Here is a 12,050-nt window from a genome sequence, read left to right as displayed (position 1 = left end):
CGCGATCTCCTCGCCCGGCTTGAAGCCGGCCTTCTCGATCGACTTCACCACGAACTCGAGCGCCTTCTCGGCGCTGGCGATGTTGGGGGCGAAGCCGCCCTCGTCGCCGACATTGGTGTTGTGGCCGGCCTTCTTCAGCTCGGCGCGGAGCGCATGGAAGACTTCGGCGCCCCAGCGGATGGCTTCGGCGCAGGAAGGAGCGGCCCAGGGCAGGACCATGAACTCCTGGAAGTCGATCGGATTGTCGGCATGGGCGCCGCCGTTCAGGATGTTCATCATCGGCACCGGCAGGGTCTGCGCCGAGACGCCGCCGACATAGCGGTAGAGCGGCAGGCCGCGCGCATCGGCCGCCGCCTTCGCCACGGCGAGGCTGACGCCGAGGATCGCATTGGCGCCGAGCCGCGACTTGTTCTCTGTGCCGTCGAGGGCGATCAGGGCCGCGTCGATCTCGGCCTGGTCCTCGGCCTCCATCCCGATCACCGCCTGCGCGATTTCGCCGTTCACGGCCTCCACGGCCTGGCCGACGCCCTTGCCGAGCCAGCGCGTCTTGTCCCCGTCCCTCTTCTCGACCGCCTCGTGCGCGCCTGTGGAGGCGCCGGACGGCACCGCGGCGCGGCCGAGGCTGCCATCCTCCAGCAACACCTCCACCTCGACGGTCGGATTGCCGCGGCTGTCGAGGATCTGGCGGCCATGGACATGGATGATCGCGGTCATTTTCTTGCGGCCTCGTTATGAGATATGGAAGATGTTGCCGGGCAGATATCGGCCCGCCGAAGCTCATGCAACTTTCCTCGCCTCGCCCGGGAACGGGAGGTACGGGGCGGGTGTTTGGGCTTGTACGATGCCAGTGACGTAACGAAGTGGAGATTCACCATGCCCCCTCGCAAGCCCGCCCTGCCCGAAGGCACCGATCATGTCGTGCGCGGCGCCTCAGCCGAGGATGAAGGCGCGGGCGGCTTCGCCTCGACCAGGGAGAAACTGGTCGGCCAGGTGCGCGAGCAGGTCACCAGCATCAGGAGCCAGGCGACGAGCCGGGCGCGCGGCTTCGCCGACGACGGCAAGGCGCGGGCGACGAGCCTGCTCGACGATTTCAGCGAGGTGATCGACGAGGCGGCGCAGGCGGTCGACCGCAAGTTCGGCAATGATTATGGAGACTATGCCCATCGCGCCTCCTCCGCCGTCTCGGATTTCGCCGAGCGGATCCGCAGCAAGACGGTCGACGACATCCTCGACGACACGCGCGACTTCGTCCGCAAGAGCCCCGGCATCGCGATCGGCATCGCCGCGGTCGCCGGCTTCATGCTCGTGCGGCTGATCAGGACGGGGCTCGACGACGTGTCGGGAGGCCGCGAAGCGGCGAACGACGGAGCCTGAGCTTGGCCGACGCGGGGGAACCGAAAGACGAATCGATCGGCGAGCTGCTCGGCCGGCTGGCCGATGACGGCCGCGCTTATGTGAAGGCGGAACTCTCCGTCTACAGGGCGATCGCAGCGCGCCGGGCGGCGCGCGCGCGCAGCGGCCTGATCGCGCTGGCCATCGGCGCGGTGCTGCTGATCTCGTCGATCACCGCCTTGCTGCTCGGCCTGGTGCTGTGGCTGGCGACCCTGATCGGGCCGCTGCTCGCCGGCCTGGCGGTCGCCGCGGCCTTGATCCTCACCGGCTTCGTCCTCGTCCGCATCGGCATTAGCGGGCTCCGCGCCCTCGGCGGCGACGAGGCGGAGCGCGAGGCGCTCGCGCGCGGGGACGACCAGGCATGAGCATCGAGATGCTCCAGCAGGCGAAGAGCGACGCGGTCGCCGCCCGCGCGCGCTTCCTGGACACGCTCGACGAGGCACGCTCGCGGCTCAAGCCCGGCAACCTTGCCAACGAGGCCTGGACCGGGGTCAAGGACAAGACCGCCGAAGCGGCGGGCAACGCCGTCGACGCGGTGAAGCAGCGGCCGAGGACGGTGGCCCTGGTGCTGGGCGGGCTGGCGCTGTTCCTGGCGCGCAAGCCGATCGGCCGGGCTGCGACGAAAGTCGTCTCGCGCCGCAAGCGCAAGGGAAACCGGGACGGGGATTGAGGGTTTGATCGTGCGGGCGATCTCGCGCCCGCGCCAGTATGCAGGAAGGACGATTTGGACATGGCCGAAGACAGCGACGCGCCCCGGGGCAAGGCAGCCAGCGCACTCGCCGCAGCGCGCGACCGGACGGCATCCGCCTATGAGGCGGCGCGCAACCGCGCCTCGGACGCGACCCGCAAGGCGAACGAGCAGCTCAGCATCTATCCGCTGAGCGCCGTGGTCGGCGGCTTCCTGCTCGGCGCCCTGGCCGGCGCGATGATCCCGCGGACCGAGCGCGAGACGAAGCTGATGGGCAAGGCCGGCCGCAAGGTCGCCGGCGCGGCCAAGGATGCCGCCCAGCGCGGCATCGATGCCGGCCGCGAGCAGCTAGACCAGCTCAAGTCCAGGGCAGCCGAGACGGTCAGCGAGGCGGTGTCCAGCCTGGCGGGCGGCAAGAAGGACTGACGGGCGTGCTTGCGCGCCGCTCGCTTCCCTCCTACCGCCCTCGCCCATGAGCAAATTGCATTTCGTGTTCGGCGGGCGGGTCAAGGATCCGCGCGGCCTCGACTTCGACCTGGCCACGATCGACATGGTCGGCCTCTACCCCGATTATGCGAGCGCGCTCGACGCCTGGCGCGGCAAGGCGCAGCGCACGGTCGACGATGCCGAGATGAAATATGTCGTCGTCCACCTGCACCGGCTGCTCGATCCGGCGGCCGAGGAAGCGGCGAAGGCCTAGTTCGTCATTCCAGCTTTGGCCGGAATGACGGTTTTTCGCGTCAGGCCTTACGATATTTGAACAGCAGCAGCGGGTTCGCCAGCAGCAGGCCGACGGCAAAACCGCCGATATGGGCGGCGACGGCGATCGTCACCCCTTCGCCGCCGGTGACGAAGGTCGCGCCGCTCAAAGCGACGCCGAGGCAGATCTGCAGCACCACCCAGGCGGCCATCAGCCAGAGCGCGTTGAGCCAGAGCGCGAGCGTCGGGCTGGACACCTTCACCTTGTTGCGGCCGAACAGCATCGCATAGGCGCCGAGCACGGCCGAGATCGCGCCGCTCGCCCCGATCATCGGCGCGATGGCCAGCGGATTGGCCAGATATTGCGCACCGGCCGCCGCATAGGCGCCGAGGACGTAGAGGACCGCCAGCGCGGGCGTGCCGAGCACGGACTCGACGGGACGGCCGCAGAAAACCAGCACGATGATGTTGAACAGGAGGTGGCCGAGACCGGCATGGACCAGCGTCGCCGTCAGCGGCTGCAGCCAGACCGGAACCGGTCCCGGCGCCGGGTTTGCCGGCCAGAAGCCGAACATGTCCGCCGCCCAATATTCCTGCTGGAACAGGGCGGCGAGCAGCCAGGCGCCGACCGTCGCGATCGTCAGCACGGCGGTCAGGGGAGCTTTGCTCCAGGTGTCGGGCAGGCGCATGGCCGCTTCCGCGCGATCTAGACGAACTGGATCTTGCTGATCTCGTAATATTTGTCGCCGGACGGGGCCGAGAACTCCACCTCCTCGCCCTTCATCCGGCCGATCAGCGCCCGGCCGAGCGGCGAGGCATAGGAGATGCGGCCGACCTTGGCGTCCGCCTCGGTCTCGCCGACGATCTGATATTTGATCTTGTTGTCATTCTCGTCGATCAGATGGACGGTGGCGCCGAAGATGACCTTGTCGCCCGAGAGCGTCGTCGGGTCGATCACCATCGCCCGGCTCAGCCGGTCCTCGAGATCGGCGATCTGCGCCTCGATCTGGCCCTGCCGCTCCTTGGCGGCATGATATTCGGCATTTTCCGAGAGGTCGCCATGGGCGCGCGCTTCCTCGATCGCGTCGATCACCGCGGGGCGCTCGACCGTCTTCAGGTGCCGCACGTCGGTCTGGAGCTTCTCATAGCCCTCGGCCAGCATCGGCAATTTATCGACCGTCGCCATTCAACGATGCCTTTCACTTCAAAAACATTCCCGGAGCGACGCTGCGAGAGCACCGCCTGATCTTTCGCCGATTGTGGAAGGATCATGCTCCGGAGGTGGAATAATAGTCCTGGAGCGAGCGCACTTCAAGGCCGCGCTCCCTGAGCACCGCGATTGCCCTCGCCACCGCGTTGGCGGAGGAGGCCGTGGTGAAATAGGGAACCTTGCCCATCAGGGCGGCAGCGCGGATCGAGGCGGAATCCTTGTGGCTCTGCCAGCCCTCGGTGGTGTTGAAGACGATGTCGACGCCATTGTCCTTGATCCGGTCGACGATGTGCGGCCGGCCCTGCGCCACCTTGTTCACCCGCTCGACCGGCAGGCCGCGACCGGCCAGATAGCTGGCGGTGCCGCCCGTCGCGATCACGTCGAAGCCCAAGGCGAGCAGCGCCTCGACGGCGGGCACGACGATCGGCTTGTCGCTGTCCTTGACGGAAACGAACAGAGTACCCGAGGTCGGCAGGTCGAGCCCGGCGCCCTGTTGCGACTTGAGAAAGGCTGTGGCGAAATCGCTTGCGATTCCCATGACTTCGCCAGTGGATTTCATTTCCGGCGAGAGGACTGGGTCGATGCCGGGGAAGCGGGCGAATGGGAAGACGGCCTCCTTGACCGCGATATAGGAAAGGTCGCGGCCGAGCGCCGGCAGGTCCTTCAATTTCTCGCCCGCCATCACGCGGGCGGCGAGCTTGGCGACCGGCGCGCCGATCGCCTTGGCGACGAAGGGCACGGTGCGGCTGGCGCGCGGATTGACCTCGATCAGATAGACGACGCCTTCCTTCACCGCGAACTGCACGTTCATCAGCCCGATCACGCCCAGGCCTTCGGCCAGCAGGCGCGTCTGCCGCTCGATCTCGGCGACGATCGCCGGCTCGAGGCTGTAGGGCGGCAGCGAGCAGGCGCTGTCGCCCGAATGGACGCCCGCTTCCTCGATATGCTGCATCACGCCGGCGATGACGACGTCGCTGCCGTCGCAGATCGCGTCGACGTCGACCTCGATCGCGTCACGGAGATATTGGTCGATGAGCACGGGGCTGTCGCCCGACACCTGCACCGCGGTGTGGATGTAATCGTCGAGCTGGACCGGGGAATCGACGATCTCCATCGCCCGGCCGCCGAGCACGTAGGAGGGCCGGGTCAGCACCGGATAGCCGATCCGCTCGGCCACCATGATCGCCTCGTCGCGGCTGCGGGCGATGCCGTTGAGGGGCTGGCGCAGCCCGAGCCGGTCGACGAGCCGGGCGAAGCGCTCGCGGTCCTCGGCCAGGTCGATCGCGTCGGGCGAGGTGCCGAGAATCGGGATGCCTTCCTCGGCCAGCGCCTGCGCCAGTTTCAGCGGCGTCTGCCCGCCGAACTGGACGATGACGCCGTGGAGCGTGCCCCTGGACGCCTCGACATGGAGGATCTCGAGCACGTCCTCCACAGTGAGCGGCTCGAAATAGAGGCGGTCGGAGGTGTCGTAATCGGTGGAGACCGTCTCCGGATTGCAATTGACCATCACGGTCTCGAAGCCCGCCTCCTTCAGCGCGTAGGCGGCGTGGACGCAGCAATAGTCGAACTCGATCCCCTGGCCGATCCGGTTCGGGCCGCCGCCGAGGATAACGACCTTCTTCCGGTCGGAGGGCTGGCTCTCGTCCTCGGGTTCCCCAAAGCTCGGCGCCTCGTAGGTCGAGTACATATAGGGCGTCTTCGCCTCGAACTCGGCGGCGCAGGTGTCGATCCGCTTGAACACCGGGCGGACGCCGAGCCGGTGGCGCAGGCGGCGGACCTCCGTCTCCGTGGTCGCGCCGATCATCGCCTTCACCGCATCGTGAATCAGGCCGTGGGAGCGCGCACGGGTCTTGACCCCGCCGCCGGCGATGTTCGCCGACTTGAGGTTGAGCTCGGCCAGGCGGCGATCGGAAAAGCCCATCGCCTTCAGGCGGCGCATCCCCTGCGCATCGGCGGGCAGGCCGTCGCGGCAGATCGCTTCCTCCTCCTCGACCAGCTCGCGGAGCCGCTCGAGGAACCAGGGATCATATTTCGTGACCGCATGGACCTCGGCGACGCTCAGCCCCTCGCGCAACGCCTGGGCGGCGACGAGCAGCCGGTCCGGCGACGGCACGGCCAGCGCGGCCTCGATATCCTCCTTCGCGGCGCCATAGAGGCTGCGGACCCCGTCAAGGCCGTTGAGGCCCGTCTCCAGCCCGCGCAGCGCTTTCTGCAGGCTTTCGTGGAACGAGCGGCCGATCGCCATCACTTCGCCGACCGATTTCATCGCGGTCGAGAGCAAGGCCTGGCTTTCCTTGAACTTCTCGAAGGCGAAGCGCGGGATCTTGGTGACGACATAGTCGATCGTCGGCTCGAACGAGGCCGGGGTGACGCCGGTAATGTCGTTCTGGATCTCGTCGAGCGTGTAGCCGACGGCGAGCTTGGCAGCGACCTTGGCGATCGGGAAGCCCGTGGCCTTGGAGGCGAGCGCGGAGCTGCGGCTGACCCGCGGGTTCATCTCGATGACGACGAGCCGGCCATCCTTGGGATTCACTGCGAACTGGACGTTGGAACCACCTGTTTCGACGCCGATTTCACGCAGCACCGCGATACTCGCGTTGCGCATGAGCTGATATTCCTTGTCGGTCAGGGTCAGCGCCGGTGCGACCGTGATCGAATCCCCGGTATGGATCCCCATCGGGTCCACATTCTCGATCGAGCAGATGATGATGGCATTGTCGTTGCGGTCCCGCACGACCTCCATCTCATATTCCTTCCAGCCGAGCACCGATTCCTCGATCAGCACCTCGGTGGTCGGCGAGGCCTCCAGCCCGCCGCGGACGATCTCCTCGAACTCCTCACGATTATAGGCAATGCCGCCGCCCGTCCCGCCGAGGGTGAAGCTGGGGCGGATGATGGCGGGCAGGCCGACATGCTCCAGTGCCGCCATGGCGTCATCCATACTATGGGCGATCCGGCTGCGCGGGCTTTCGAGCCCGATCCGGTCCATCGCCTCGCGGAACTTGAGCCGGTCCTCCGCCTTCTCGATCGCCTCGGCGTCGGCGCCGATCAGCTTCACGCCGTACTTGTCGAGCGTCCCGTCCTTGTAGAGCGCGAGCGCGGTGTTGAGCCCGGTCTGCCCGCCCATGGTCGGCAGCACCGCGTCCGGCCGCTCCTTCGCGATGATCTCGGCGACATAGGCCGGCGTAACCGGCTCGACATAGGTCGCGTCGGCGGTCTCCGGATCGGTCATGATCGTCGCTGGGTTGGAGTTGACGACGATGACCCGATAGCCCTCCTCCTTCAGCGCCTTGACCGCCTGGCTGCCGGAATAATCGAACTCCGCCGCCTGCCCGATGACGATCGGGCCGGCGCCGATGATGAGGATGGAGGAGATGTCGGTACGCTTGGGCATCAGTCGCGGGCTTCCACAATGGTCAGGGTCACGCCGTGCTCGCGCGCCCAATGGGTCATGCAGGCGATGCGCCCCGCAATGGGCGCCTGGTCGCGCGCAGCATAGGCGGCAGTCGGCAAAGCGAGTCGATAGCGCCTGGGCGAACCGGTCAGGGTGGCGCCCGTCAGCTCGCAATTGACGAGGAGCTCCGCATTGGCCTCCTCTTCGGCGGCGCCGCGGATCAGGCGCTCTTCCGTCGTCTCACAGGCGCCCAGCATCAGCCCGGTCGCCGCGATGGTCAGCCATGCTCGACTCACCGGAAGTGCCCATGAATTTGCCGGCCAGGCACAGGCTGTCCCCCGGGCCCGATCGCCCGCGGATGATGGTGCCGGCTGAACACCCCGCCCCTCATTTGTCCTGCGCCGATTGCGCGGCGCGGCGAATTTCCTCCTCGCGCTGATGAAGGAAGGCGAAACCCTTGCGCGGATCGGGGGGCTGGCGGTCGCGCTCCCGTTCTTCCAGATAGGATCTGTAGCGATCGACGATCAGCGTCGCCAATCGGTCCGGATCGGTCCAGAGCGGCCGCGCATAGACGTCGACAATGTCGTCGCGCAGCCTCGGACCGATCGCCTCCAGCTCGTCGCGCGAGGAAAAGAGCCAGAGCTCGTATCGCGCCTGCACTTCGGATTCCGGGATCGCGTACCAAAGACCGATACTGTCGAAGCCGGCAGGGATGGCAGGCGGGCGAGGACCGCGCCGGAACATCCTCAGGAGGCTCTGGGTCAAACTCCAACGCCGGGTCAAACCGATGGTCAGCATCGGCGAAAAGCGGGGCGCGTCTTCGACATAGTGGTGAAGCTCGAGCCAGCAGGGCTTGCAGCCATAGCGCACGGCGGTGGCGTCACTCTTTACGAGCCTGAAGCCTTGCCGCTCGAAATAGGCGTCGAATGTCGCCCGGCAGACGGGCTCGAAATAATCGGTGGCGAGCGCGGACCAGTCCAGTTCGGGCACAGGCTCTCTCATCGGGGCGCCTTCGCAGGGGAACCTGCCGGCAGCAGCCCGACGAACTTGCCGAACAGATACTGGCTGTCCTGCGGCCCCGGGCTCGCCTCCGGATGATATTGCACGCTGAACGCAGGCCGGTCGGTCAGCTCCAGCCCGCACAGGCTGCCGTCGAACAGGCTCACATGGGTCGGCCGCGCATTCTCCGGCAGGCTCTCCGCCTCGACCGCGAAACCGTGGTTCATGCTGGTGATCTCGACGCGGCCATCGGCGAGGCGCTTGACCGGATGGTTGGCGCCGCGATGGCCCTGGTGCATCTTCACCGTGCGGCCGCCGACGGCAAGGCCCAGCAATTGGTGGCCGAGGCAGATCCCGAAGAGCGGCTTGCCCGTCTCCAGCATCGAGCGGATGACGGGCACCGCATAGTCGCCCGTCGCGGCGGGATCGCCGGGGCCGTTGGAGAGGAAGAAGCCGTCCGGCTGGTGCGCCATCACCTCGTCGAAGCTGGCGGTGGCGGGGAGCACGGTCACCCGCGCGCCGGCATCGGCGAGGTTGCGGAAGATGTTGCGCTTGGAGCCGTAATCGATGGCGACGACATGGGGGAGCTGCTCGTCATGCTCCCGTTCCTCATAGCCCTCGCCAAGCCGCCACTTGCCGCCCGCCCAGCGGTACATCTGCCGGCAGGAGACCTCCTTCGCCAGGTCCATCCCCTCCAGCCCCGGCCAGGCGCGGGCCTTCTCGAGCAGCGCCGGAACGTCGAACCCCCCGTCCTCGCGATAGGCGATCACGCCATTGGGCGCGCCCTCCGTCCGGATCTTGCGGGTCAGGGCTCGCGTGTCGACGCCGGAGAGGCCAACCCGCCCGTTCGCGCGCATCCAGTCGACGAAGGTCTGCACCGCCCGGAAGTTGCTCGGCGCGGTGACGTCCTGCCGCACGACGCAGCCCAGGGCGAACGGATTGTCCGCCTCCAGGTCCTCGTAATTGGCGCCGACATTGCCGATATGCGGGAAGGTGAAAGTGACGATCTGCCCGGCATAGGAGGGATCGGTCATGATCTCCTGATAGCCGGTCATCGCGGTGTTGAAGCAGACCTCGCCGACCGCCTCGCCTTCGGCGCCGAAGCCTCTGCCCCAGATGATGCTGCCGTCGCTGAGAACCAATACGCCCGTGGCCCCTTCAGGCGCAGGCGTGGTCGTGGCGTCGGCCATCGTGGCGGGCACTCCTTCTCGGGTTTCGCGATGTCGCTAAGTCCCTGCCGCTAGAGCCCGCACCGGGGAGCGTCAATCTATTAAAAGCCGGGCCGGTTCTTTATGCTGGCGGTTTCCCTTTTCATGCCCCGAGGGCTCATGATTCGCGATGACATCAAACAGGCGCTGGTCGGCGCCATGAAGGCCGGCGACACTGCAAAGCGCGACGCGATCCGCCTGATCCAGGCGGCGCTGAAGAACCGCGACATCGAGCTGCGCGGGTCGGCCAACCCGCCGGAGGACGACGTGCTCGTCACCGAGGTGCTGCAGAAGATGGTGAAGCAGCGCCGGGAATCGATCGCCATGTACGAGCAGGGCGGCCGCAAGGAGCTGGCCGAGGCCGAAGCCGCGGAAGTTGCGGTGATCGAGACCTTCCTCCCCCGCCAGCTGGACGATGCCGAGCTCGCCGCCGCGGTGGATGCGATAGTGGGCGAGACCGGGGCGGAGAGCGTCAAGGACATGGGCCGGGTGATGGCGCTGCTCAGGGAGCGTCACGCCGGCGAGGTGGACATGGGCAAGGCCAGCGGCGCGGTGAAGGCGCGGCTTTCGGCATGAGGGGAGCCGGCGGCCGGTGACCCTTTCTCCTCAGTTTCTCGACGAGCTGCGCGCCCGGACGACTTTGTCCAGCCTCGTCGGGCGGACGGTGAAGCTCACGCGGGCGGGGCGGGAGTTCAAGGCCTGCTGCCCGTTCCACAACGAGAAGACACCGAGCTTCTATGTCAATGACGAGAAGGGCTTTTATCATTGCTTCGGCTGCCAGGCGCATGGCGACGCGATCCGCTGGCTGACCGACCAGCGCGGCCTGCCCTTCATGGATGCGGTGAAGGAGCTGGCGGATGCGGCGGGGATGGAGGTGCCGGCGCCGGACCCGCGGGCGCAGGAGAAGGCAGAGCGGGCAGCGGGGCTCTACGAGGTGATGGAGGCGGCGGCTTCGTGGTTCGCGGAGCAGCTGGATGTTGGCGAAGGTGCCGCGGCGCGTGACTATCTGGAGCAGCGGGGAGTCGGGGGGGAGACCAGGCGACGGTTCGGGTTCGGGCTGGCACCGGATGGGCGAGGCAGGCTCAGGGGTGCGCTGAAGAAATTCGGGAATGACAAGCTGATAGAGACCGGACTCCTCATTAAACCTGAGGACGACCGCGAACCTTATGACCGGTTTCGCGGGCGGTTGATGTTTCCGATCCGGGACGCGCGCGGGCGCTGTATCGCCTTTTCGGGACGAATCCTCGGCGACGGGGAGCCCAAGTATCTCAACTCCCCGGACACCCCCCTGTTCGACAAGGGCCGGACCCTGTTCAACCTGCACAATGCCGGGCCCGCGAGCCGCCAGCTCAGGCGCGTGATTGTGGTCGAAGGGCAGATGGATGTTGTCGCATTGGACGGGGTAGGGTTCGCGGAGACGGTCGCGCCGCTCGGCACCGCGCTCACCGAGGCGCAGCTCGCCTTGCTCTGGAAGCTCTCCCCTGCCCCGCTCATGTGCTTCGACGGCGATGCGGCCGGGCAGAAAGCCGGTGTGCGCGCGGCGCTGAGGGCCCTCCCCTATGTCGCGCCGGGCCGCTCGCTGAGTTTCGTCACCCTGCCGGCGGGCCAGGACCCGGACGACCTGGTCCGCGCGGGCGGGCGCGCCGCCTTCGAGGCGCTGCTGGCGACGCCGGAGAGCCTGGTCGACCGGCTCTGGCGGCACGAGCGCGACGCCGAGCCGCTGGCGACGCCCGAGCAGAAGGCCGGCCTCAGGCGCCGGCTGATGGACCATGTCGCCACCATCCAGGACCCGGACGTGCGCGAGCAATATCGCCACGAATTGATGGGCCGTTTCCAGGCGCTCACCCTGCCGCAGCGGGAGCGGCGGCCCTGGACGCCCGGCGGCGGCAGGGGCGGCTTCGCGGGCGGGAGCCCGGGTGGCGGCCGCTTCCCGGCGATTCGCCCCACCAGCGCGGAGGCGAAGACGCTCGGCCGGACCGGCCTCAGCCCGGAGCTGAGCCGCGCCGTCCTGCTCGGCCTCGCCCGTTTCCCGGCCCTGATCGGCGAGCATGCCGAGCAGATCGCCTCGCTTCATTTAAGCGATACTGCCGCCGCCCGTTTGCGGGATTTGATGGTGGAGGCGGCGATGACGCACGCCGCGCTTGATCCGGAGGCGCTCAATACCATATTGGCCGACAATGGCGGGGCGTCTCTGCTGGAGACGCTCGGCCGCAAACGCGGACTGGGATTTTCCTTCACGCGACGTGACGTCGAGCCGGACCGCGCCTGCCGCGATCTGGCTCTTGCCATAGAGACGCTCGCGGCCCGACCCGGGCTGGACGCGGCACTGGAAGCGGCCACGGCGCGTTTGAAGGATGAAGGGGACGAAGCGGCGTTCGACGAGCAGCAACGGCTACGGACGGCGCGCGACGAGGCAGACCGGCAGCTTGCGACATTGTTCGAGGCCGGCGGGGACTAAGA

General features: G+C 67.6%; 14 protein-coding genes. 7 read left to right on the top strand and 7 right to left on the bottom strand.

The genetic code is table 11. The features are described from left to right. Nucleotides 1-714: phosphopyruvate hydratase (eno, locus tag VEC11_RS13695; protein WP_464132313.1), on the bottom strand; the 714-nt coding region annotated here is incomplete at its 3' end. A gap of 159 nt (nt 715-873) precedes the next feature. Between eno and VEC11_RS13690 the strand changes: the two genes are divergently transcribed. The 5 genes from VEC11_RS13690 to VEC11_RS13670 are packed head-to-tail and all read left to right on the top strand — an operon-like array spanning nt 874 to nt 2,780. Then, a complete protein-coding gene (locus VEC11_RS13690; RefSeq protein ID WP_464132311.1) occupies nt 874-1,374 on the top strand; it encodes a hypothetical protein in 501 nt (166 codons plus the stop codon). A gap of 2 nt (nt 1,375-1,376) precedes the next feature. Next, complete coding sequence (locus VEC11_RS13685; protein ID WP_464132309.1) at nt 1,377-1,757, top strand: phage holin family protein; 381 nt, start codon at nt 1,377-1,379, stop codon at nt 1,755-1,757. Further along, nucleotides 1,754-2,062 (top strand): DUF3618 domain-containing protein, encoded by a 309-nt coding sequence (locus VEC11_RS13680; RefSeq protein WP_464132307.1) that lies wholly within the window; start codon nt 1,754-1,756, stop codon nt 2,060-2,062. Before VEC11_RS13685 ends, VEC11_RS13680 begins: the two co-directional genes overlap by 4 nt. Before the next feature lie 60 nt (nt 2,063-2,122). Beyond that, entirely contained in the window at nt 2,123-2,506 is a 384-nt protein-coding gene (locus VEC11_RS13675) for a hypothetical protein (protein ID WP_464132305.1), read from the top strand. 46 nt (nt 2,507-2,552) lie between these two features. Continuing rightward, entirely contained in the window at nt 2,553-2,780 is a 228-nt protein-coding gene (locus tag VEC11_RS13670) for a DUF4170 domain-containing protein (protein WP_464132304.1), read from the top strand. Between the two features lie 40 nt (nt 2,781-2,820). Here the strand turns inward: VEC11_RS13670 and VEC11_RS13665 are convergent, their stop codons facing one another. The 6 genes from VEC11_RS13665 to carA form a co-directional block, all read right to left on the bottom strand. Next, a complete protein-coding gene (locus tag VEC11_RS13665; protein ID WP_464132302.1) occupies nt 2,821-3,468 on the bottom strand; it encodes a rhomboid family intramembrane serine protease in 648 nt (215 codons plus the stop codon). A gap of 17 nt (nt 3,469-3,485) precedes the next feature. Further along, nucleotides 3,486-3,965, bottom strand: a complete 480-nt coding sequence (gene greA / locus VEC11_RS13660) for a transcription elongation factor GreA (RefSeq protein WP_464132300.1) — start codon at nt 3,963-3,965, stop codon at nt 3,486-3,488. An 82-nt stretch (nt 3,966-4,047) separates the two neighbouring features. Beyond that, complete coding sequence (gene carB, locus VEC11_RS13655; protein ID WP_464132298.1) at nt 4,048-7,383, bottom strand: carbamoyl-phosphate synthase large subunit; 3,336 nt, start codon at nt 7,381-7,383, stop codon at nt 4,048-4,050. Further along, the gene (locus tag VEC11_RS13650; RefSeq protein WP_464132296.1) at nt 7,383-7,679 is read right to left on the bottom strand and encodes a hypothetical protein; all 297 of its coding nucleotides are present in this window, start codon (nt 7,677-7,679) and stop codon (nt 7,383-7,385) included. The genes carB and VEC11_RS13650 overlap by 1 nt, the downstream gene beginning before the upstream one ends. Nucleotides 7,680-7,770: 91 nt before the next feature. Then, nucleotides 7,771-8,385, bottom strand: a complete 615-nt coding sequence (locus tag VEC11_RS13645; RefSeq protein WP_464132294.1) for a hypothetical protein — start codon at nt 8,383-8,385, stop codon at nt 7,771-7,773. Next, the gene (gene carA, locus VEC11_RS13640; protein ID WP_464132292.1) at nt 8,382-9,572 is read right to left on the bottom strand and encodes a glutamine-hydrolyzing carbamoyl-phosphate synthase small subunit; all 1,191 of its coding nucleotides are present in this window, start codon (nt 9,570-9,572) and stop codon (nt 8,382-8,384) included. The genes VEC11_RS13645 and carA overlap by 4 nt, the downstream gene beginning before the upstream one ends. 138 nt (nt 9,573-9,710) lie before the next feature. On the opposite strand from carA, the gene VEC11_RS13635 reads away from it, so the two are divergent. Further along, nucleotides 9,711-10,166 (top strand): GatB/YqeY domain-containing protein, encoded by a 456-nt coding sequence (locus VEC11_RS13635; RefSeq protein ID WP_464132290.1) that lies wholly within the window; start codon nt 9,711-9,713, stop codon nt 10,164-10,166. Between the two features lie 16 nt (nt 10,167-10,182). Further along, nucleotides 10,183-12,048, top strand: a complete 1,866-nt coding sequence (gene dnaG, locus VEC11_RS13630) for a DNA primase (RefSeq protein WP_464132288.1) — start codon at nt 10,183-10,185, stop codon at nt 12,046-12,048. The last annotated feature ends 2 nt before the right edge of the window (nt 12,049-12,050 follow it).

It is taken from the genome of Allosphingosinicella sp. (genome assembly GCF_035626655.1).
Classification (GTDB): domain Bacteria; phylum Pseudomonadota; class Alphaproteobacteria; order Sphingomonadales; family Sphingomonadaceae; genus Allosphingosinicella.
The sequence above is the reverse complement of the archived record's forward strand: the minus strand, read 5'-3'. Positions and strand labels throughout refer to the sequence as shown.